This window comes from Flavobacterium sp. W22_SRS_FP1 (assembly GCF_052113685.1).
In the GTDB taxonomy this organism is placed as follows: domain Bacteria; phylum Bacteroidota; class Bacteroidia; order Flavobacteriales; family Flavobacteriaceae; genus Flavobacterium.
In genome coordinates this window covers 95,179-118,670 of sequence record NZ_JBGQOE010000007.1, presented here as the reverse complement: position 1 = coordinate 118,670, position 23,492 = coordinate 95,179, and the positions used below count along the sequence as shown (strand labels likewise).

General features: G+C 35.2%; 19 protein-coding genes. 9 read left to right on the top strand and 10 right to left on the bottom strand.

From position 1 onward, the window contains the following. Positions 1–4: 4 nt before the first annotated feature. From ACEN2H_RS06215 to ACEN2H_RS06205, 3 genes are all read right to left on the bottom strand, one after another. The gene (locus ACEN2H_RS06215; RefSeq protein ID WP_441731460.1) at positions 5–1,618 is read right to left on the bottom strand and encodes a S8 family serine peptidase; all 1,614 of its coding nucleotides are present in this window, start codon (positions 1,616–1,618) and stop codon (positions 5–7) included. A gap of 123 nt (positions 1,619–1,741) precedes the next feature. After that, positions 1,742–2,929 (bottom strand): tRNA 2-thiouridine(34) synthase MnmA, encoded by a 1,188-nt coding sequence (mnmA, locus tag ACEN2H_RS06210; RefSeq protein WP_441731459.1) that lies wholly within the window; start codon positions 2,927–2,929, stop codon positions 1,742–1,744. 73 nt (positions 2,930–3,002) lie between these two features. Beyond that, positions 3,003–3,719, bottom strand: a complete 717-nt coding sequence (locus tag ACEN2H_RS06205) for a toxin-antitoxin system YwqK family antitoxin (protein WP_441731457.1) — start codon at positions 3,717–3,719, stop codon at positions 3,003–3,005. 439 nt (positions 3,720–4,158) lie between these two features. On the opposite strand from ACEN2H_RS06205, the gene ACEN2H_RS06200 reads away from it, so the two are divergent. Then, positions 4,159–5,100: a fasciclin domain-containing protein gene (locus tag ACEN2H_RS06200; protein ID WP_441731455.1), complete on the top strand. Its 942-nt coding sequence runs from the start codon at positions 4,159–4,161 to the stop codon at positions 5,098–5,100. 65 nt (positions 5,101–5,165) lie between these two features. Here the strand turns inward: ACEN2H_RS06200 and yidC are convergent, their stop codons facing one another. The 5 genes from yidC to guaA form a co-directional block, all read right to left on the bottom strand. Beyond that, positions 5,166–7,064, bottom strand: a complete 1,899-nt coding sequence (gene yidC / locus ACEN2H_RS06195; protein ID WP_441731453.1) for a membrane protein insertase YidC — start codon at positions 7,062–7,064, stop codon at positions 5,166–5,168. Between the two features lie 120 nt (positions 7,065–7,184). Further along, positions 7,185–8,798, bottom strand: coding sequence for a CTP synthase (locus ACEN2H_RS06190; protein WP_441731451.1), 1,614 nt, complete (start codon positions 8,796–8,798; stop codon positions 7,185–7,187). 151 nt (positions 8,799–8,949) lie between these two features. Next, positions 8,950–9,183 (bottom strand): DUF3820 family protein, encoded by a 234-nt coding sequence (locus ACEN2H_RS06185; RefSeq protein ID WP_007138003.1) that lies wholly within the window; start codon positions 9,181–9,183, stop codon positions 8,950–8,952. Positions 9,184–9,454: 271 nt separating this feature from the next. Then, positions 9,455–11,350: a LysM peptidoglycan-binding domain-containing protein gene (locus tag ACEN2H_RS06180; protein WP_441731449.1), complete on the bottom strand. Its 1,896-nt coding sequence runs from the start codon at positions 11,348–11,350 to the stop codon at positions 9,455–9,457. A gap of 170 nt (positions 11,351–11,520) precedes the next feature. Further along, a complete protein-coding gene (guaA, locus tag ACEN2H_RS06175) occupies positions 11,521–13,050 on the bottom strand; it encodes a glutamine-hydrolyzing GMP synthase (protein WP_441731447.1) in 1,530 nt (509 codons plus the stop codon). Between the two features lie 199 nt (positions 13,051–13,249). Between guaA and ACEN2H_RS06170 the strand changes: the two genes are divergently transcribed. Beyond that, positions 13,250–13,774, top strand: a complete 525-nt coding sequence (locus tag ACEN2H_RS06170) for a hypothetical protein (RefSeq protein WP_441731445.1) — start codon at positions 13,250–13,252, stop codon at positions 13,772–13,774. Between the two features lie 28 nt (positions 13,775–13,802). On the opposite strand, the gene ACEN2H_RS06165 is transcribed toward ACEN2H_RS06170, so the two are convergent. Next, complete coding sequence (locus tag ACEN2H_RS06165; protein WP_441731443.1) at positions 13,803–14,483, bottom strand: hypothetical protein; 681 nt, start codon at positions 14,481–14,483, stop codon at positions 13,803–13,805. Between the two features lie 188 nt (positions 14,484–14,671). Between ACEN2H_RS06165 and ACEN2H_RS06160 the strand changes: the two genes are divergently transcribed. The 6 genes from ACEN2H_RS06160 to ACEN2H_RS06135 all read left to right on the top strand — a co-directional run bounded on the left by ACEN2H_RS06160 (position 14,672) and on the right by ACEN2H_RS06135 (position 20,505). Next, positions 14,672–15,082, top strand: a complete 411-nt coding sequence (locus ACEN2H_RS06160) for a RidA family protein (protein ID WP_441731442.1) — start codon at positions 14,672–14,674, stop codon at positions 15,080–15,082. 44 nt (positions 15,083–15,126) lie between these two features. Further along, entirely contained in the window at positions 15,127–16,380 is a 1,254-nt protein-coding gene (locus ACEN2H_RS06155) for a chloride channel protein (protein ID WP_441731440.1), read from the top strand. A gap of 67 nt (positions 16,381–16,447) precedes the next feature. After that, a complete protein-coding gene (locus tag ACEN2H_RS06150; RefSeq protein WP_441731438.1) occupies positions 16,448–17,455 on the top strand; it encodes a DHH family phosphoesterase in 1,008 nt (335 codons plus the stop codon). Positions 17,456–17,461: 6 nt separating this feature from the next. Next, positions 17,462–18,151: a gliding motility-associated peptidyl-prolyl isomerase GldI gene (gene gldI, locus ACEN2H_RS06145; RefSeq protein ID WP_441731436.1), complete on the top strand. Its 690-nt coding sequence runs from the start codon at positions 17,462–17,464 to the stop codon at positions 18,149–18,151. A gap of 20 nt (positions 18,152–18,171) precedes the next feature. Continuing rightward, positions 18,172–19,296: a peptidylprolyl isomerase gene (locus tag ACEN2H_RS06140; RefSeq protein ID WP_441731434.1), complete on the top strand. Its 1,125-nt coding sequence runs from the start codon at positions 18,172–18,174 to the stop codon at positions 19,294–19,296. A gap of 27 nt (positions 19,297–19,323) precedes the next feature. Further along, the gene (locus ACEN2H_RS06135) at positions 19,324–20,505 is read left to right on the top strand and encodes a peptidylprolyl isomerase (protein ID WP_441731432.1); all 1,182 of its coding nucleotides are present in this window, start codon (positions 19,324–19,326) and stop codon (positions 20,503–20,505) included. A 121-nt stretch (positions 20,506–20,626) separates the two neighbouring features. Here the strand turns inward: ACEN2H_RS06135 and ACEN2H_RS06130 are convergent, their stop codons facing one another. Beyond that, entirely contained in the window at positions 20,627–21,067 is a 441-nt protein-coding gene (locus ACEN2H_RS06130) for a hypothetical protein (RefSeq protein ID WP_441731430.1), read from the bottom strand. 332 nt (positions 21,068–21,399) lie between these two features. Here ACEN2H_RS06130 and ACEN2H_RS06125 point away from each other — a divergent pair, with 332 nt between their 5' ends. Continuing rightward, entirely contained in the window at positions 21,400–23,298 is a 1,899-nt protein-coding gene (locus tag ACEN2H_RS06125) for a heavy metal translocating P-type ATPase (protein ID WP_441731428.1), read from the top strand. Positions 23,299–23,492 lie beyond the last annotated feature (194 nt).

Genomic DNA, 23,492 nt, shown 5'->3' with positions numbered 1-23,492 from the left:
ACTATTATTGTTTTATTATTTTTCCGCTCTTAGAGAACGACCCTGCTTCAATTTTGTAAAAATAAAGCCCGTTGCTCACCGACTTTAGTGAAAAAGTATCTGAGATTCCATTAATAGTGCGTTCCAAAACCTTTTTACCCAATAGATTGTAAAAAACAATCCTTCCCTTATTGAAACTTTCGGGAAAAGAAACTGAAACTAAATTAGTCGTGGGATTTGGATAAGCGACAAAATAATCTTTAGAAAAATCTTCAACAAATAATCCTTTGTTTACAGCCAAACTAAAATCAGGAATTCCATAGCCATATTGCGCATTAGGTGTCGTAAATCTATCTGCTGATTGTACAATTAATTGCCTAATTTCTTTGTTTGCTTTATTTGGAAATGCTTGCCATAAGCAGGCCACCATCCCTGCCATAATAGGACTTGAAAATGAAGTGCCATTTGCAGTTCCTATGATTCCCGATTCGTCCGATAAAACTGCAGAAACGCCCTGCGCCATGACATCTGGCTTAATTCGATTGTCGAAGGAAGGCCCAATTGAACTAAATAAAGCCTTAGTCTCCGACGAATTTACAGCACCAATTGTAAGTACTGAAACAGCATCAGCAGGTGAACCAATATGAGGTTCTGAAGAACCTCCCTCGTTACCTGCAGATACTACGACTATCATACCTCTACTAAATGCAATATCGGCTCCTCGCGAAATGTAATTTGTTATTCCGTTCATATCAGCATAAGTATGGCTATAATTAGGGTTGTCATATTCAAAATACCCCAAGGAAGTATTTATGATATCTACTCCCAAACTATCTGCTTTTTCGGCAGCTTCTACCCAAAAGGATTCCTCAACAGGATTCTCTGAAGAAACATCTTCTGTGATAAATAAGTAATAAGAAGCATCTGGTGCAGTACCAACTAATGCGTTCTCTTTAAATCCGCCCATAGTAGAAAGTACCAAAGTACCATGAGTATCACCTGTATAAAACTCAGCACTTCTAGACACAAAATCATAGCCCCCTAAAATTTGCTTATTGTCCTGCAGCCTTTGGAAAGGCTGGGCTGTATCGACTCCTGGAAAGCCAGAATCCAAAACTGCTATTATCTTTCCAGAACCGGTATAGTCTTGTTGGTGTAAAACCTGCCCACTAAGCATTTTGATTTGATTTTCTGACGTGCCATATGAAAAATTCACTTTCGTTTGCTTAAGCTTGTTTTGTTCTTTGATCTTAAAAGCTTTGGCAACTTTTCCCGTTTCGTTTAATGACTTGTCCGCAAAATCTACTTTGCTTACAAAAGCAAAGTAGGTCAACGAATTTATTGCGGTTTGCGTTCCCCTGATATGAATAGCATTGAGCCATTTTGACTTGGCCATGACTGTAATACCTGAAGCTAATTTTATTTGACTTATGTAGGAAGGGTCAATTGGAATGTCTTTTAAATCTAAAGATATATTTTGATTCGATCTTCTATCCAAAGCTCTCTGCGAAAGCATTTCAAGTGGAGAATCGTAGAAAAACTGTGAATTATTTTTGGCGGTAAAATACACCCAAGCATCCTCTTGTGAAAAAGATGTTATGGTCAGCAATAAGCAACAAAATAGATAAAGTTTTTTCATAATCAGGTCTTACATTAAACGGAGCCTTCAAGTACTAATTTATTGACTGTTAAAAATACAACTTTAATAATGTGCAATTCAAAAATCACAGCTTACTTTATTATTTTATATTGAATCACTAAGCTAAGAAATAACTCCCGAACCAACTAATTCATCTTCGAGATACCAGGCTGCAAATTGCCCTGCAGTAATTGCTGATTGTGGATCTTGAAATGAAACATACATTCCTTCTTCAAATTGATGCAAAGTAGCTTTTTGTAAAGGTTGTCTATAACGTATTCTTGCCATAACTTCCATTTGCTCCCCATTGGCCATAGCCAAATCAGTACGAATCCAATGCACTTCTGATTTTTCTATAAACAATGTATTTCTAAATAATCCAGGATGTTGACTTCCCAAACCAGTGTAAATAGTGTTAGTATCCACGTTTGTTGCTATAATAAATAAAGGCTCAGTGGTACCTCCTACGTTAAGTCCTTTTCTTTGACCAATTGTAAAGTAATGCGCACCTTGATGCTTTCCAACTAGCTTACCCATTTCAGGTGTGTATTCAATTTTTTTGGATGCTAAGAGTACCGTTTCCTTTAAAGATAATTCTTGTTGATTTTCAGAACTATAAACCAAATGATCCTTATCAATCTGAATTATAGATCCTTCTTTGGGTTCTAGTTTTTGCTGTAAAAACTCTGGTAAACGCACTTTTCCTATGAAGCACAAACCTTGAGAGTCTTTCTTTTCAGCTGTCACCAATTCCATTTCCGCAGCAATTTTTCGAACTTCTGGCTTGGTTAATTCTCCAATAGGAAACAATGACTTCGCTAATTGCTGCTGTGAAAGTTGGCAAAGAAAATAAGACTGATCTTTATTATTGTCGGCCCCAGCTAGTAATTGATATACTGTTTCGCCATTCAGTTCAATTTCACTTTTCTTACAATAATGTCCTGTCGCTACGTAATCAGCACCGAGACTTAAGGCTATTTTCATGAAAACGTCAAATTTGATTTCGCGGTTACAAAGAACATCAGGGTTTGGAGTTCTACCTTTTTCATATTCACTGAACATGTAGTCAACTATTTTTTCCTGATATTGTTCACTTAAATCTACTGTTTGAAAAGGGATACCCAATTTCTCTGCGACTAGCAGCGCGTCATTACTATCCTCTAACCATGGACATTCATTAGAAATTGTAACTGAATCATCATGCCAGTTCTTCATAAAAAGACCTATCACTTCATATCCTTGTTGCTGCAACAAATAAGCAGCAACACTGGAATCAACACCTCCAGAAAGTCCTAATACAACACGTTTCATTTTAAAATCTTTAATAATTTTACAAGACTGCAAAGTTACAATGTTTTATTAAGGTAAGTGTATAAGGACAAACTTAATTACCAGCAGATTTTGAGATGCTGCGGGGATTGCTCATGTCAATTTCTTTGGATTGTTTTCCTTTCTCAAAAAATTGCCAAATACCGGCTTTCTTGCCGTTAACAAACTGACCTTTGGAAACAACATTACCATCAGAATCTTTAAAAACTGCTAAACCGTTATATTCATTGTTTTTAAAAATGCTCTCCTCCAATACTACACCATTTTCAGAATATTTCTTGTAGACACCCTCTTTAAAATTATTTTTATAATTAGTTTCTTCTGCAATTTTACCACTAGCATAAAAAATAGACCTTAAACCTTGTAAGTTGCCATCTTTATAATTTTCAGTAGTCATCAGCGTTGGAGAAGCCTGATGGTAATATTTCCACGGGCCCTCAAATAATTTGTTGACTACTTTACCTTCACTCACTTTGTTATTCGTCTGGTCAAAGAAGATGGTATATGCCGAATTGTCTTTACTATTAAACTCTCGAGTTGCTATTATAGATTTTGCTTTAGTATCATCGAAAAATTGAAACTTGCCGATTTCTTTTCCGTGCTCAAATACACCTTCATATCTAAGCCTTTTCGATTCTTCATAAAATCCTTTCCAAGAACCGTGTTTCCTACCTTCTGAATCTAGTTTATTATAGTCAACTTGGGACAATAGCGTTTGACTAGCAAGAATCAAGAAGAAAACTGTAAAAAAACAAAACTTATTTTTTTTCATTACGATCAAAGATTGATTTAAACCCGAAAACTGAAATGCTTAATTATTTTCACAAATTTACATTATATTTTAGAAAAAGCATAGCCCAATAATTGAACTCCACAAAGAAGCTCAACCTTTTTCTCTCTAACAGCATTTTTAGAGAAAATTCTAAGACTTTATATTGTTATGATAACAACTAGTAACTATAACCATCTGAAAAAACAGGGATTTAACATCAACTAATTAAAACGTTTAACTAAAGTCTAAATATTAATAACAAAGATAAACTAGTAACGCAGCTAAAAACCTACGATAAAACATTAACATGCTGCATATCAGCATTAAACAAGTCAAAATAAAATCACAAACTTTTAGTTTGTTTATCTTTTTGTTGAAAAAAATAAACGTTTTGTCAGACCTATTTTCTAACTTAGGTAAAAATATAAAACCTTTTATTATGAAAAACTTATTTAAAATTAAGAATTTGACATTAATTCTGTCGCTTTTAGTTTTGTTAATCTCATGTAATAACGATGACGAAACATCAACTCCTATTGACAACTCCATCACTGGACTGGCATTAAAAACGCCGGACTTGAGCATCTTAGTCCAAGCCTTACAAAGAGCAGAATTGGCTACAACATTACAGGCAAGCGGAACCTATACTGTTTTTGCACCCACAAATGCAGCATTTACTGCATTTCTGGCAACGACACCGTACGCAACAATAAATGATGTACCAAAAGAAGCATTAACCCAAATTTTACTAAATCACGTTATTGCAACTAAGTATATGGCTGCAGACTTAACCACAAGCTACATCAAAACGTTAGCAAAGGGAACAGCATCTGCAACCAATACGTTAAGTATGTATGTAGACATTGCTGATGGTGTAAAACTAAACGGTGTTGCAAAAGTAACAACTCCAAATATTATGGCTTCCAATGGCGTAATTCATCTTGTGGACAAAGTTGTTGGCTTACCAACTATTGTTACTCATGCAGCTGCAAATTCTAACTTTACCACTTTAGTTGGATTGTTAGACAAACAAGGTTTAGTGCCTACATTAAACGGAACTGACAAATCTCCGTTTACAGTATTTGCTCCAACAAACGGTGCTTTTGCAACTTTTGAAATGCAAAACCCCGGAACATTAGCAAGTTTGACTTCTGCTCAAGTTACTTCAGTGTTGACTTATCACGTAGTTGCAGGTGCTAATGTATTATCCACAGGAATTCCTACTACTCCAATTACTACTTTAGAAACTGGAAAATTTACAATTGCAGGAACGGTTATAACAGACGAACAAATGAGAAACACCAATATTGTTGCTGTTGATGTTCAGTGTTCAAACGGTATTATTCATGTTATTGATAACGTATTATTACCAACGTTTTAAAGCAAGAAACTAGTTCTCTATTACTTGAAATAAAAAAGCTCCCAATCCACGGGAGCTTTTTAAGTTTATTTCTTTTTATCCTTTGCCTTTTGAGCTTCGGCCTGTTCCATTACCTCTTGAAGTTTACGTTGGAATTTACCTTGTTTCTTGGGCTCTTTTTTCTTGTTCTCCTGAATTTGAGCGTGGATCTTTTCGTCGTCAACGATATAGTTTTTTATCACAAGCATGATTCCAATAGTAATTGTATTGGAAACGAAATAATATAAACTCAACCCAGACGCATAACTATTAAAAAAGAACAACATCATTAAAGGTGAAACATAAATCATGATTTTCATCATTTTTGCCATATCTGGCATTCCTTCTTGCTGTGGTTGTGCCATCTGTTGATCACCAGTAGTCATTTTCATATAAAAGAAAATCGCGATAGATGCCAAAATCGGAAACAAACTAATGTGATTTCCGTAAAACGGAATATGGAATGGTAGCTCGTAAATAGAATCGTAAGAAGACAAATCATTAGCCCAAAGAAAACCTTCCTGCCTTAAGCCTATTGCTGATGGAAAAAATTGGAACAAAGCATAAAAGACCGGCATTTGTAATAAACCTGGAACACAACCAGCCATTGGGTTCACTCCTGCTTTATTATACAGCTTCATTGTTTCCTGTTGTTTCTTCATTGGGTCTTTTTTAAATTTTTCTCCCAATTCATTAATTTCAGGTCTTAATACTTTCATTTTTGCTTGAGACAAAAATGATTTATAAGTAATAGGAGACAAAACTAATTTAACCAATATAGTAAACAATATAATTGCCCATCCATGTTGTATGAACATACTTAAAAAACCATATACAGGTATAAATGCATGTCGATTGATCCAACCGAAAATACCCCAACCTAAAGCAACAATATCTTCTATATTTCTATCGTAACTTTTCAATAATTTGTAATCGGTAGGACCATAGTACCAATTCATTTTTTCACTGATTTCCCCATTTTTAAACGCTAAAGGGACAATCGCTTTAAATTGTTTGGTGAAAATCGTATCTGTCTCTTCATCATTAACTAAATTATCTGAATATAGTTCCGAATTTTTAAAAGGAGTATCAGTCAATAAGATTGAAGAGAAAAAATGTTGTTTATAAGCTATATATGATACGTTTTCAACAGTTTCCGACTCATTATGACCAAGACCTAAATAGTCGCTTTTACCATCTTCATGCTCATAATAAAGCTCAGAATAACGGTTTTCATAACTAGTACTTTTCTCATTAGTATATGACTTCAAATCCCATTCTAATTGTAATGGTTTAGACACATTCAAGACTTTATTTAATCCTTGAGACTGAATATCAAAATCAAGCATATAATCATCCGCTTTCAACACGTATTTATATTCTAAATACTCGTTTGCTCCAGCTTTCAAGCGCATAACTAAAATCTGGTCTGAACCGTTTTTAGTTAAAGTTGGTTCAAAATAAAGGTCCTTAGTGTTTAGGGTACGGTTGTCACTGGTAAGCAATTGAACATTTAAATGAGCATTGTTATCTTTTATCAGTTCTACTAATTCTCCAGATCCTTCCCTGAACCTTTCAAAATTCTTCAAAGTAGCCTTTACGATATATCCACCTTTATTAGCAATTTCTAACTTAACTAATTTGTTCTCGATAGTTGTGTAAGAATCTTTTGCAGAGGGAAGCGTAGCTGAATAAGCAAAATTCCCTAAACTTTTTTGAAGTTGCGCTAATTGCAAAGTGTCTCCCGCAGTTATGACGGTAGGTTGAGCTTTCAACTTCGCTTCAGATTCTTTAGTTTTGGCATCTTGAATCACCAATTCTTTCTTCACCTTATCAGCCGCTATATCAGCTTCAGTAGGCTGATTTTGCCACATAATCCAAAGTAATATCCCAAAAATCAATACAAAACCAATTATCGAATTCGGGTCAAATTTTTTTCCTTCCATTATAATTTAATTCAAAGTTTAATGCTTTAAGTTCCTTTATTAAAACTCGCCACAATGAGAAATAGTTATTATCATTTTTAGTCTTTTATCTACCAAGACCAAAAAACGTGTTACCGTATGTTATTTTTTTCTTGCTTTTACTGCAGCTGCAACAAAATTCACAAAAAGCGGGTGTGGGTTTGCCACTGTACTTTTGTATTCCGGATGGTATTGCACACCGATGAAAAAAGGATGGTCTTTTATTTCAATAATTTCAACCAATCCCGTATCTGGGTTTACTCCTGTAGCTTTTAAACCTGCCTTTTGTAACACATCAACAAACTCACTGTTGTACTCATAACGGTGACGATGACGTTCTGAAATGGTAGATTGTCCATAAGCTTTAAAAGCTAATGAATCTGGTGTAAGATCACATTTCCAAGCTCCAAGGCGCATTGTTCCTCCCTTATCAGTTACATTTTTTTGATCTTCCATCAAGTTAACAACAGGATACTTGGTTTGCTCATTCATTTCTGTTGAATTGGCATCTTCATAGCCTAAGACATTTCTCGAATATTCAATTATAGCCATTTGCATTCCCAAACAAATTCCAAAGAAAGGAATTTTGTTTTCACGAGCATAACGCACCGCTTCAATCTTCCCTTCGATTCCTCTTTCCCCAAAACCAGGAGCTACAAGTATACCGTCAAGACCTCGTAATTTCTCTTCAATATTTGTGGCATCAATATGTTCCGAATGAATAGAAATCACATTTACTTTAGTTTCATTTGAAGCACCTGAATGAATAAAAGCTTCCAATATTGATTTATAACAGTCCTGCATTTCTACATATTTCCCAATCAACCCGATATTTATCGTATGTTTTGGGTTTTTTAATCTTCGTAGAAAAATATTCCAGTTTTTTAAATCTGGAGCCGCTTTTTTAGGCAAATCCAATTTTTTTAGTGCAACAACATCTAGTCCTTCCTCCAACATCAAGTTAGGTACTTCATAAATAGTTGCAGCATCTATAGATTGGATAACCGCTTCTCTTTTTACATTACAAAACAATGCTAGCTTATTCCGAATTTCATCCGAAATTTCATGTTCTGTTCTACAAACTAAAATATCTGCTTTAATACCGCTTTCCATCAAGGTTTTTACAGAATGCTGAGTTGGTTTTGTTTTCAACTCTCCAGCAGCGGCCAAATAAGGAACTAAAGTCAAATGAATTACAATGGCATTCTTTTCACCCATATCCCAAACCAGTTGACGCACTGATTCGATATAAGGTAAAGATTCAATATCTCCAACAGTTCCACCAATTTCGGTAATAACAACATCATAATCACCTGAGTTACCAAGCAATTGCATTCTATCTTTGATTTCATTGGTAATATGAGGTACCACTTGTACCGTTTTTCCCAGAAATTCTCCTCGTCTTTCCTTTTCAATAACCGAAAGATATATTCTTCCTGTAGTAACATTGTTTGCTTGAGAAGTAGGAACATTTAAGAAACGTTCGTAATGGCCTAAATCCAAATCAGTTTCAGCACCATCATCAGTCACGTAACATTCTCCGTGCTCATAAGGGTTTAATGTACCTGGATCAACATTTAGATAAGGGTCGAATTTTTGAATAGTCGCCCTATATCCCCGTGCTTGTAACAATTTTGCCAAAGATGCTGCAATAATTCCTTTCCCTAAAGAAGAAGTCACACCACCAGTAACAAAAATATATTTCGTTTGATTCATTCTATTATTGTTTGTATTGTAGTTGCGTAAAAACTCGGCGAAAATACGATTATAAATTGAGAATATGCTAATTTACAAATGAGATAATTCGGGAAATTGACAATTATTCAACTTAGTATCTCAAAAATAAAAACCTCAATAATTTAATAAATTAGTGAGGTTTTGGATATCTTTTTTTAATATTCCGTATCAATTCTTCTAGTCCGTTTAATTTTAACTCATATATAAGTTTTAACTGTTCGCCTAATTCTCCTTTTGGAAAACCTTTATTATGATACCATACCACATAGTATTCTGGTATATCAATAAGATATTTGCCTTCGTATTTGCCAAAAGGCATTTTAGTATGAGCGAGCTTTATGAGTTGCTGTTGATTTTTATCCAAAATTTAAGTTTTAACTTGAAACTTATTACCGCTTGTTCCTCTACTTCTAGCTGAAACTGATTCCCTTTTCTATTGCAATATTCAAAATTAAGTAAACGAAACCTAAAAATACCTCTCTCCAGAATGGTTTTGCTTTTTTTATCAAGGCCTGTGTCAAAAACGATCTATACTCACAACTTTATATCTGATGTTCGTAACTCACAAAGGCAACTTACTTTTGCAGTGATTTTTTTTATATAAAAGACAAAACCCAATCTGAATATTAACTAATTTACTGGGCTTCTTTTAGAGTTAAATCAGTATCATAATACATGATAAACACCCCTTTATTAGTATAACCTCCATTAGCCTTCTTATAATATTCAAATTTATTCTCCACTTGTTTTGTCGCCGCAGAATTCACGGTCTCTTCAAAATTTTTATCTTGTACCAACCGCATCATAGTATCAAAAGTCACATCAAAACCACGAGTTGCAAAATCACTTGGATAAATATTGTTTACTTTTCTAAATTCTTTTTCAAAAATTAAAGCTTCCGAAGAATCGTTATCACGAGTGACTGAAGGATACATTAATTTCAATTTTGTCAAGTTCAGAAATTTAATTTCGTCAGTATCTAAGGTTTCATTTGGCTCTAAAATCACTAACTGCAATTGATATTCCGACATTGAGCTCAACATCGCCTCTATTGTTGTTTTGATCATATAGGTATTTCCCGTTTCCATCACAACATAATTCATCCTGCCTTTGACCAACATCGCTTTCAAACTTTCAGCAGATACATTACCATTTTCTTTGAAAGTCACAAATGGAATATCTTTTTGATATTCTTTAATATACCGCACAATTGATTCTTTTTTCTTATCAACCACCGCCATAATATTACCGTTACGGGCTCGCATGTAGTCAAACATAGCTTTTTTTATAACTTCAGTGGCGGGTATCGTTTGATATAAATTATTAAACGGATTTCCGACATCCTTCGACAATGGTGAGATAACTGGAATATTTTGTTCTTTTAATAACTGAGCAACAGTTTCTGCATTACTTTGATAAAAAGGTCCAATTATTGCGTTGGCAGTTTCAAGATTATTAGCTTTTATAATCGCCGCAACATTTGAACTGTTTTTAGTTTCCTCAGAATCATAAATTTCTACATCAATAGGAAGACCTAAAACTTTGGCAGAGTCAATCGCCATAAGTGCTCCTGCGTAAAAATCTAAAGTCATGTTCAAAAATTTATCTTTTGTCAAACGAATTGCTGTTGGGTTTATAGTGTCCGCCTCTAGCCTAGCTATGTTAAACGGCAAAAGTAGCACCATTTTTTTACGATTACCGAAACTGATTTTTTTTGACAAAGCAGTATATTCTTTTCTGTCCTCTTGCGAATAGGAAGCTTGAGAAGGAACCTTTAATACCATGCCTATTTCAACTCCATTGTTAAGCTCTGGATTAAGTGCAATAAACCCCTCTTGACTCATCCCGAAGGTTTTTGACAAACTATAGAGAGTTTCTTTCGGCTGAACTTCATAAGCTATGTAAGTAACACCTGTTGACACCTCCATTAGTTTTTGAATTGCATCTTCTTTTTTAGATTCTACTTGAGTAACAGCTTTAATCGTCTTAGGAGCATTTCCCTTTATTACTAATCTGTATCCAATGGGCAAACCGTTAGCAATTTCAGGATTACGTTTTTCAAGCTCTGCAATCGTAATTCCATATTTTCGGGAAATAGAATATTTAGTTTCTTTTGGAAGCACATCATGATATATCACTTTATCTTGAGTTACATCAGTATTTATTGCCTTCTCTTTTACAGGAATAACAAGTGTTTGGCCTATTTGCAATCCTTCTTTTTCAATAAATGGATTGGCTGTTTTCAAATCTTCGTCAGAAACCCCATATTTCTTTTCAATACCATAGAGAGTCTCTTTTGGCGTCACCAAATGTGTTGCGGGCTGTACATTTGTTTTGATAGGAATACTAGAAATTTTACTAGGTATCAGCAAAACTACATTTGGCTTCAAACCATTTTGCGCATCCGGATTTAACTGATAAATATCAAACGGAGTAACTTTATACTTCATTGCAATTTGAATTATCGTTTCTCCTTTTTCCACTTTATGCGTAATTGGTTTTTCCTGTGCGAAAACAGTATTAGTAAACATTACTATAGTTATACAAATCGCAAAAAAATACTTCCTCATTTATGTATATAAAAAAATTATTAAATCAAAGACAACAAAACGGCATCAAATTTTATTCCAAAAATCTGATACCGTTTATATAAAGAGCATTATGAATAAAGCTTGTCAAGAAAAAGAAAAAGCAGCACGGCTTATTCCCATTCTATAGTAGCTGGTGGTTTTGAACTAATGTCATATACTACCCTATTTACCCCTTTTACTTTATTTATTATATCATTAGAAACCTTCATTAAGAAGTCATAAGGCAAATGAACCCAATCCGCCGTCATACCATCTGTGGATTCAACTGCACGGAGCGCCACTACTTTTTCATAAGTACGCTCGTCTCCCATTACACCTACACTATTTACGGGAAGAAGAATTGCGCCTGCTTGCCACACTTTATCATACAAGCCCCAAGATTTTAGTCCATCGATAAACACAGCGTCAACATCTTGCAGAATGCTAACTTTCTCTGGAGTAATATCCCCTAGGATACGAATTGACAATCCCGGTCCTGGAAAAGGATGTCTTCCCAAAAGTTCAGCATCGATTCCTAAGCTAGCGCCTACTCTGCGTACTTCATCTTTGAAAAGCATACGAAGCGGCTCTACAATTTTTAATTTCATATAATCAGGCAAACCACCTACATTGTGATGCGATTTTATAGTTGCGGACGGTCCTTTTACAGAAACGGACTCTATAACATCAGGATAGATAGTTCCTTGCGCTAACCATTTTACATCTTCAATAAGATGAGATTCATCATCAAAAACTTCGATAAAAACACGCCCAATAATTTTACGTTTGGTTTCAGGATCACTAACTCCTGCCAATTCTGACAAAAATCTATCTCCAGCATCAACACCTTTCACATTCAATCCCATTCCTTTATACTGATCGAGTACTTGTGCGAATTCGTTCTTACGAAGCAAACCATTATTGACAAAAATACAATACAGGTTTTTGCCTATCGCTTGATGCAATAGAACGGCCGCAACGGTAGAGTCTACTCCGCCAGAAAGTCCAAGAACCACTTTATCGTCTTGAATTTTTTCTTTTAACTCTGCCACCATATCCTCAACAAAAGCGTTGGGAGTGAAGTTTTGTGGAACTTCAGCAATTTTAACCAAGAAATTCTCTAACATTTTTGATCCATCCGTAGAATGAAATACTTCTGGATGGTATTGTATCGCATAAGTAGGTTCCCCTTCTATTTTATAAGCGGCAAATTCCACATCATGCGTGCTGGCCAATTTGATACCATTTGTGGGTAATGATTTAATACTGTCGCTATGACTCATCCAGACTTGACTGTTAAGATTAACTCCTTCAAAGAAAGTCTCGTTTGGTTTTAAAAAGGACAAATTTGCCCTACCATATTCTCTTGTATTTGAAGCGGCTACTTCACCACCACTAAAATGGGCTAAATATTGCGCCCCGTAACAAACGGCAAGCATAGGAAGCTTTCCTCTAATTTGTGATAAGTCTGGATGCGGAGCATCTTCTGAACGAACAGAAAATGGGCTTCCCCCAAGAATTACGGCTTTATAAGGAGACAAATCACTCGGGAAATGATTGTAAGGAAAAATTTCGCAGAATATATTTAATTCGCGAACTCTACGAGCAATAAGTTGTGTGTATTGCGATCCGAAATCTAAAATAAGTACGTTGTGTTGCATGCGCAAAAATACTTTTTATATTCGGAATTGAAAAATTGAATTTAAAAAAATAATCGTTTAATTTTTTTTCCTACTCTAATAATACTTTTTAATCAAAGGACTGCTTCTGTTTTGTTGAGAATTACTTTTTTCCTTAAATTGCCTTTAGACTTATAAAAGGCTATTTTTATAAAAACATTAATCATACAAAAATAAAAAAATGAGAATAAAAAAATATTTAGCAATTGCCGTTTTTGGTCTTCTGGCAATTTCATGCAGTGTTATTGATAGTTTATTGACCTTTTCGATAAACAATCAAACATCAGTGACGATTCCGGCGGGATTTCCTGTAAATACACCCATTGACTTTAGCGCAGAAACCGCTTCGAATTCTAGCACCGTATTTGAAAACAACAACACAAAAGCAGACTTAGTGAAGGATGTAAGACTGAAGGAGCTGAAATTGACAATAACGAAACCAACTGATAAAAATTTTTCGTTTTTGAAATCCATTCATATGTATATTTCTACAAATAACAGTGACGAAATAGAGCTGGCTTTTTTAGACGATATTAATTCAACTTCGAATACGTTAACTCTAACTCAAAGCTCAGAAAAACTAGATAAATATCTTAAGGCTGAAAGTTTCACTTTAAGAGTGAAGACGGTAACAAAAGAAACAGTCAGTGAAAATATAACAGTAAAAGCAGACATGAGATTTCAAGTCACAGCAGATACTTTTTAAATAAAAAGATTTTTTTTCTATTGTTAAATTACTCTTTTATAAGAATAATAGTTGCTTTAAAGCCAGTCCCAAGATTCCATTGACTCGCAGAAATCAAAGTCCCTTTATCATCGTACACTTTAAACTCAGCTGTGTTAGGTCCAGAGCTTCCTTGATTTAATGCTTCGAAATCGATCTTATTGATCCCTTTTTCTAATTCTATTTGGAAACCTTTAAAATTGCTATCTAAATTTACTTGGTACTCAATCACTTTGTCATTTAAGTATACCCGTATTTGATCTCCATCTACGTAGGCAGCATCGCGATACAGTACTTTAGCAGTAGCAGAACCTGTTTTGTAATCACCTAAGTTTTGATTTCTCCTATAAACATTCTGGTCAGGGTTGTCTTCCTTCTTATTCAATCTATCTCTTACAATGTCTCCAGGATTGATAAAATTATCTTTTAAAATCATCGATATGGGAGCCGGTTCAGGATCAGGAGTCGGTTTTATCGCAGTTTCAGGAGGTACTATAGCTGGAAGTTCTACCTCTGGCGCTTTAACTTTTTTAGCTTTAAAACCAAGATCTACCGGAGGTATAGCTTTAAATTTATTGCTAAATTCATTCTGGGAATATGCTTTTACAGACAGTCCTATTATTAAAATTAAAAAGAAAATTCGATTCATAATGCTTGCGTATTGATTGGTCATTTCTGTATTCGTTTTCAACAAATAAAAATGTTAAAAATAGTATTCTTTGACGTTTTTTGATAACTCGATATTTTGGAATTTATTTCGTTTTTCTAATTAAAATATTTTGTAAAAACCGTGTTTTTTATTTTACTAATTTCATAAATTGCAAAAAATATACCAATATTCAAAGTAATCAAAATTTCTTTAAAAAACAAGCTTAAAAAATGAAAAGAGAAAACATATTAACAGGCTCCCCATGGGAAGATAAAATGGGATATTGTCGCGCTGTCAGGATAGGAAATAGCATTGAAATTTCAGGAACAGTAGCCATAATTGATGCTGAGAAAGTAAAAGCCAACGATGCTTATGCGCAAACCTTCAATATTCTTGAAAGAGTTGAAAAAGTGCTTGAAGATTTAAATGCAAGTATGAAAGATGTTATCCGCACCCGAATATTCACCACTGACATTACTACTTTTGAAGATGTTGCCAGAGCACATTCTGCTTTTTTCAAAGACATCAAACCTACGACAGGATTTTATGAAATCAGTAAATTGATAGCTCCGGAATATTTGGTTGAAATAGAATTTACAGCTGTACTTCCTGAAAAACACAATAATTTCGATGGATTGTAATACTTTAGCAAAATAGCACTGTGAAATTCCCTGTAAAAAACAGAATGATTTTAGAAACAATAAAAAATACAATACTACTCTCCCTCAAATGGATTTTCATTTGTACTCTGATAGGGTTCTTATCAGGTTCCGCTTCAGCATTCCTGTTAGTAACTTTAGAATGGGTAGCGAACTTTAGAGGCCAAAACAGCTCGATAATTTGGCTCTTGCCTATAGGTGGTTTGCTTATAGGACTGTGCTATCACTGCTATGGATCTTCGGTTGTAAAAGGAAATAATTTATTACTAGAGGAATATGAAACTCCAAAAAAGACAATCCCATTAAAAATGGCTCCTTTAGTTCTTCTTGGAACAATAATAACGCATCTCTTTGGCGGATCAGCGGGTCGAGAGGGAACAGCAGTACAAATGGGTGGAGCAATAGCAGACCAATTCACTGCGATTTTCAAGTTGGACGATTCAGACAGAAAGACACTTATCATTTTAGGAATTAGCGCAGGATTTGCTTCCGTTTTTGGCACACCTTTAGCGGGAGCTTTATTCGCTTTAGAGGTTTTATATTTTAGCAAAGTCAGCTACAAAAGTATGGTTTTGTCATTTTTAGTAGCATTTATAGCTTATTATACTGTTGAAGTTTGGAAGGTAAATCACACCCATTATTCCATACCAATTGTTCCAAAGCTAAATCTAAACATACTGCTTTGGATTATCCCTATTAGTGTTCTATTTGGCTTATCTGCCATGCTCTTTTCCAGAAGCACATATTATTGGGGTACTTTATTTTCGAAAATTAAATATCCTCCTTTTCGTCCATTTATTGGAGGAATTCTATTTGCTGTTGCGATTTACTTCATCGGCACCACAAAGTATTTGGGTTTAGGAGTTCCGATTATCGTGGAATCTTTTTCGAAGCCTAGCGAGTATTATGATTTTTTGGCCAAAATAGTATTCACCGGGTTTATTTTGGGCGCAGGTTTTAAAGGAGGTGAAGTAACCCCACTCTTTTTTATTGGTGCAACATTAGGAAGTGCATTGTCCTTGGTTGTGCCTCTCCCAATTGCATTATTGGCAGGAATGGGTTTTGTAGCTGTTTTTTCGGGTGCTACACATACGCCAGTCGCCTGCACAATTATGGGAATGGAGCTTTTTGGTATCCAAAGTGGAGCCTACATAGGAATTGCCTGTTTTATTGCTTATTTTTCATCAGGTTCAATAGGAATTTATCATTCACAGGTTGTTAAAGGCGCAAAATATCATTTATATCAGAAATTAAAAAGAAGAAAAATGGATAATTTCTAATTTGAAAAAACGTGTTATTTGCTAAATGATTTAAAACTTTACATTTAAAAATGTAATTTCGCAGACTATGAAAATACAAGACATTCAAGCGATACAGTTGTTATTGGCAACACCAAAAAAAATTGCAATAATTCCACATAGAGGTCCTGACGGTGACGCTATGGGTTCAACTTTAGGATTATATCATTTTTTATTAAAAAACAATCACGAGCCGACAGTTATTGCGCCAAATGAATTTCCCGATTTTCTAGCTTGGCTTCCAGGCTCTGAAACGGTAAAAATATTCGAAAAAGACAGAGAAAACAGTGTGAAAATTCTTGAAGCTGCCGATCTAATTTTCACTTTAGACTTTAACGCCTTACACAGAGTTGGCGGAGGTATGGAAGAGGTGTTAGGCGAAATGAAGGCGCCTTTCATCATGATCGACCACCACCAAAAACCAGATGATTACGCTGCCTATACCTACTCAGATACTTCAATAGGATCTACATGCGAAATGCTTTATAACTTCATTTCCTTTCTTGACAAAAAAGAAGATATCGACAAAACAATCGGAACTTGTATTTATACCGGTATCCTTACAGACTCGGGCTCCTTTAGGTTTCCAGGAACTACAGGAAATACACACCGAATTGTTGCAGAATTAATTGATTTAGGCGTTGAAAACACAAAAATACCTACTTTGTTGTTTGAGAATAGCTCCTACAGTCGCTTACAGCTGCTTGGAAGGGCGCTTCAAAATTTAAAAGTATTGTCAGGGCATCAGACAGCCTATACCACACTAACCCAAGATGAGTTAAATACCTTTGATTATATAAAAGGTGATACTGAAGGAATCGTAAACTATGGACTAAGCATAAAAGGAATTGTTTTTACGGCGATTTTTATCGAGAATAAAGACGAGAAAATTATCAAAATTTCATTTCGTTCACAAGGGGAATTTGATGTAAATGAATTTGCGAGAGATCATTTCCACGGAGGGGGACATCGCAATGCCGCAGGTGGAAAATCGGAAGTATCAATGGAGGAAACTGTGCGTAAATTTGAAGATTTAGTAACAAAATTAACCATATAAAAGACCATGAAATTTAGCCAATATATCGCAATTGCATCCCTTTTATTTCTATTAGTTACCAGTTGTAAACAACATCAGGAAGTAAGAAGACCGATTTCTCATACTTCTGGAAGTTTCATGAAAAAGTCAGTCGAAAGAAATAAAAAATTGGTAGCAAGCGAAGAAGACCAGATTGAAGCTATAATAAAAAAGAACCCTACAGTAGAGTATTTCACTTCGTCTAAAGGATATTGGTATTCCTATGAAACCATGAATGAACTGGATACTTTGACTCCTAAAAAAGGTGATGTGGCCTTCTTTGATTATGAAATAAAAGACATAGATGGCAATATAATTTACACCCAACTCGAATTACGACCCCAGACTTATTATGTAGACAAACAAGATATCATGATCGGGCTGAGGAATGGAATCAAACTGATGCACAAAAATGAAACGGTAAACTTTCTTTTTCCATCACATATGGGATATGGCTATCACGGCGATAACAAGAAAATAGGTGTAAACCAGCCTTTACTTTGCACGGTGACACTGAGAGATTTTAAACCGGAATCTGTATATAAAAAACAGGATCTATCAGGTCCAGCTGCTGTCACACTTCCTCTAGAAGCAGTACCAACGGATAGTACGCCAAAGCAAGTAATTCCAGTAAAAAAATCAATTCCAAACATAAACAAAAAAGACACTCTTAAATAATTAAGTCAATTTATATCGATATGAAAAAAAATCTCCTATTCGTATTACTAGTAATTACTACATTTTACTCCTGCAACGAAGAAAACAGCAGCCTTCCTGATGGTCTGTATGCTAAAATAGAAACAAGTAAGGGAGACATTATTCTTGCCTTGGATTATAAAAAAGCACCTATAACGGTCGCAAATTTTATTACGTTGGCAGAAGGAAAAAACAATTTCGTAACCAATGACAACTTGAAAGGAAAACCCTTTTTTGATGGATTAAAATTTCACAGGGTAATTAAAGATTTTATGATTCAAACAGGAGATCCTTTAGGTACAGGCTCTGGAGATGCTGGCTATAAATTTAAAGATGAAATTAATGATTTACGCTTTGATAGCGCAGGAGTGTTAGGCATGGCAAATAATGGTCCGGCTACAAATAGCAGTCAGTTTTTTATTACCCACCTTGCCACACCATGGTTAGATGGAAAGCATACTATTTTTGGGCACGTGGTAGAAAACGGAATGAATGTGGTAAACCTAATCGAACAAAATGACTATGTCAATAAGATTACTATCATAAGAAAAGGAGAGACGGCAAAAAAGTTTAATTCCACAAAAACGTTTTATGATTACTTTTCAGTCGAATCAGAAAAGCAAAAAGAAAAGCTAGCTATTGACGCACAAAGTAAAAAAGAATATGATGCAAAATACAAAGACGTTCGCGATGACAAGGTTAAATATTTTAATGCCTTAAAAAGCAAAGCAACGAAGACGTCAACAGGCCTTAAATACGTTATCACTAAAAAGTCTGGTGGCAAAAAACCCACCAAAGGAACGACCCTAAGTATTGATTACGCAGGCTTTTTAGAAGATGGTCAAATATTTGATACTAGTCTTGAAAGCGAAGCTAAAATATTTGGTAAATTTGATCCTCGTAGGGCGGAACAAAATGGTTATCAACCGATCCCATTTCAAGCAGGACGTAAAGATGGCATGATTCCTGGATTTATTGAAGGACTAGAGAAATTATCAATTGGAGATAAAGCTATCTTGTTTATACCTTCCCATTTGGCATATGGTGCAGGTGGTGCGGGAGATGTTATTCCACCAAACACTAATATTATATTTGAAGTGGAATTATTGGAATCAAAACCTGAATAAAAAATTAGAATTTAAAAATCGTACAAAATGAAACTTAAACTTTTATTTTTAGTTTGCATCGGAATGCTAGGCGCACAGGCTCAGAGCACCAAAAAACCTGTTGCTGCAAAAAAACAAACGACAACAACAAAGACCGTTGTTAAAAAGCCCATTGCAGTTGAAGGGATTTTTGCAACCATATCTACAAACAAAGGAGATATAACCGTACAATTAGATTACCAAAAAACTCCCATAACAGTAGCTAATTTTATAGCGCTGGCGGAAGGAAAAAACACTTTTGTAACTGATGAGAAACTAAAAGGTAAACCATTCTATGATGGTTTGAAATTTCATCGTGTCATCAATGACTTTATGATTCAAACCGGAGACCCACAAGGAAGCGGTGCGGGCGGAACCGGATATGCGTTCAGAGATGAATTCACGGATTTAAAATTTGACAAAGGCGGTATTTTAGCAATGGCCAATTCTGGTCCAGCTACAAATTCAAGTCAGTTTTTTATCACGCACAAAGATACCCCTTGGCTAAACGGGAAACACACTATTTTTGGACATGTGACCGAAGGAATGCAAATAGTAAACAGTATCGTTCAGGGTGATGTAATAACAAAAGTAAGCATCTCAAGAAAAGGAGCTGCTGCTAAATATTTTGATGCTCCAAAAGTGTTTGCCAACTATTATGGTAATAAAGCTGATGATGCTAAAAAACAAGCTACCCTAGAGGAAGAAACAAAAAGAATTGAAACTGAAAAATATGCTGGTGTAGTAACTTCAAAAAAAGCTTTTTTTGAAACAACAAGAGCAAACGCAACAACCACAGCTTCTGGCTTAACTTATAAAATAATCCAAAAAGGGAGTGGCATTAAACCAGTTGACGGTTCCACTTTCTATTTTCATTATGCTGGTTATTTTGAAGACGGAAGCTTGTTTGACAGCAGTTATGAGGAAGTCAATAAAGCCTATGGAAAGTATGACGCAAACCGAGCGGCGCAAAACGGATACCAAGCATTTCCTTTTGAAGCAGGAAAAAAGGACGGTATGATTCCCGGATTTTTGGAAGGATTGAGTTTGATGTCCTATGGAGACAAAGCCTTATTGTTCATCCCCTCTAATTTGGCTTATGGAGAACGAGGAGCAGGTGGCCTAATACCACCAAATGCAACCCTGATTTTTGAATTGGAGATGCTTGAAAAGCCTACAACTCCAAAATAATAATCAACAATAATTCTAAATGATAAACCCGACAAATTTTAAAATCTGTCGGGTTTTTGTTTCTAATTTATTTTGAAAGAACAACTAGTTTAAAAGAAGAAAAATGTTTCTTCTTGACACCTTATTTCTTTCCGAATTTCCAATCAAATTCGTCTTTTTCGTTGATGATTGCACCAATTTCAAATTTAACAACCTCATCAAATTCTGTTTGAAAAATGATCCAATTATCTTCATTAAAATAATTTTCGAAGGTGTCAAACTTTTCTTGAGTAAATTTAGAAAGCCCTTTTTTAGTCAGTTCCTTCTTGACTTCAGCTATATTTCTATTGATTAACTCATTCCCAAACAATTCTAATTCAGGACTTGAAGCCACCATATAACCCAATTTGAAGTCTTCCTCTTTGTAAAATGTTAATCGAATTTTGAAGGCATTATACGCAAAAATTATATTGTCCTCCTCATCCTTATAGTTCCTATCAGGTTTGCCATAAATAGCGCTAACGTCTTTTTGTTTCATCCCGAAAATGAGCTTGTCAATTCCGATTTTTAGATTTATTTTCATATCCTTTTATTTGATTGCAAAGTTCGCAAAGTTTTTGACAAACTACACTACGTTAATGTCAAATAATAGCCAGCACCAATGGCATTCCATGTACTTAAATCAGAATCGCAGATTTTTATCTTTCCACAATATTTAGGATAAAGGATCTGTTTTTTCTTTAGAACAAAAATATTAACTTAAATTAGCATTACGACATCACCGCTGCCAAACCCAACTTCTTGCATAAGTAAAATTGAAACAATTTAGACTCCCTAGTTTTATTGCCCCTTTTTCCGCTTAAGGAGTTGCACAGCTTGAACGTTTGCAAAAATAATAAAGCAAAATTTATGGTTATGAAACTGCCCCTCAACGACAAAAAATTTCTCGTTTTACTTTTCTCTATTTCGATTGTAGTTGTCCTAGAAATTCTTTCCATAATAGGAGTTAACATACCTCTACCCTATGCACCTTTTATTTTTTCCATTTTCATTATTGGTATCGGTCACGGAGTTTTGAAGGATGGAATAAAAGCCATTTTTAAACTTAACTTTAGCAGCATCAATTTATTGATGACCATTGCCGTTGTTGCCGCTTTCTATTTGGGAGAATATCCTGAAGCGGCCGTAGTTATTGTTCTATATGTATTGGGTGAGCGACTGGAAGATATCGGTCTTGAAAACTCTAAATCGGCCTTAGACAAATTGGTAAGCATAGCCCCTAAAATGGCTTTTGTAAAAGAAGAAAACAAAAATGTGCCAATAAACAAAATCTCAATCGGGACAATTATCCAGGTCAAACCAGGCGAAATGATTCCCCTTGACGGCAAAATAATTTCAGGACAAACTACTGTTGACGAAGCTGCGATTACGGGTGAGCCCATCCCGAAAGATAAACATCCCGGAGACTTTTTATTTGCAGGTACGCTCAACAAAGATAGTTTCATTGAAATAAAGACCAGCAAACTTTCTGTAGACACCACATTTTCAAAAATTATCCGGCTCACCTTTGAAGCTGCCGCAGCTAAAAGCGACACCCAGAAATTCATTCAGCGGTTTTCAAAATTTTATACACCAACAATTATTTCCTTGGCAGTGCTGGTTTTTGCAATACCCGTTTTTATATTGCATTTAGATTTTGATATCTGGTTAAACCAAGCCATCACCCTATTAGTCATTGCCTGCCCGTGTGCTCTGGTTATCTCCACACCCGTTGCAATATATGCCGCCATCGGGAATGCTTCCGCAAAAGGTGCTCTGATAAAAGGTGGGAAATACATAGAATCTATGGCTAATCTTAAAGCCATCGCCTTAGACAAAACCCGAACCATCACTTATGGCAATCCAATCGTTTCTGATATTTTTCCATTAAACGGAACGAGTCGGGAAGAACTTTTAGCTTGTACTGCCGGGACCGAATTGTTTTCTGAACATCCATTGGCCCAAGCAATTGTCACTGCCAGCAGAAAAGAAGGTTTTGAACCGCACAAAGCGGAAGCCTTCAAAAGTATTATGGGAAAAGGAGCTATCGCAAAATGTTTAGTTTGTGAAGACGAAACCGTCTATGTGGGAAAACTTGAATTTATTAAAGAATATCATAAGGTCAACGACGAGACCGAAAAAATAGTAGAACAACTTGCCTTGGAAGGAAAAACAAGCGTAGTTGTCAGTTTTGGTGATACTGTCGCTGGTATCATTGGCTTGACGGACGAAATAAAACCCGACAGTGTATCCGCTATAAAAGAACTGCAGAAACTAAACGTCAAATTAATAATGCTAACTGGCGATAGCGAAAAAGCAGCACATTATGCGGGACGACAAGTGGGAATAGAAAACGTGTTTGGGGGTTTACTACCAGAAGATAAGTCAGAGAAAATAAAAGAACTATTAAAGGAATTCGACAGTGTAGTTATGGTGGGAGACGGAATAAACGATGCGCCGGCATTGGCATTAAGTACTGTGGGAATCGCAATGGGCGCTGCAGGAAGCGATACGGCAATAGAAACAGCCAACATTGCCTTAATGAACGACAAGCTTTCTCTTATTCCCTTTCTCATTCGCCTCAGTAAAAAAACATTGTCAAGAATAAAGTTCAATACTATTGGCGCTATTGGAGTTAAGCTCGTTTTCATCACGCTTGCTTTTATGGGCTACAGCAACTTAGTTTTCGCTATTGCTGCGGACGTGGGTGTTACTTTGATTGTCATTTTGCTAAGTCTAAATTTGATGACATTTGAAAATGCGAATTCATTGTAGGAACTAGAGTTGAAGTCTGAGCGCTTTTTTAATAATCTACAGGGGGTGTGACTAGAGACTCAGAACCAATAAAAATTGCTACTATAGCATTTAGTTTTTGCCATTGTGTGATTTTTCATGAAAAACAATATTCTTTTGAATTTAATTTACTAACTTTCATGTGACTAGATAGTTATATTAAGAAGGGAATTATA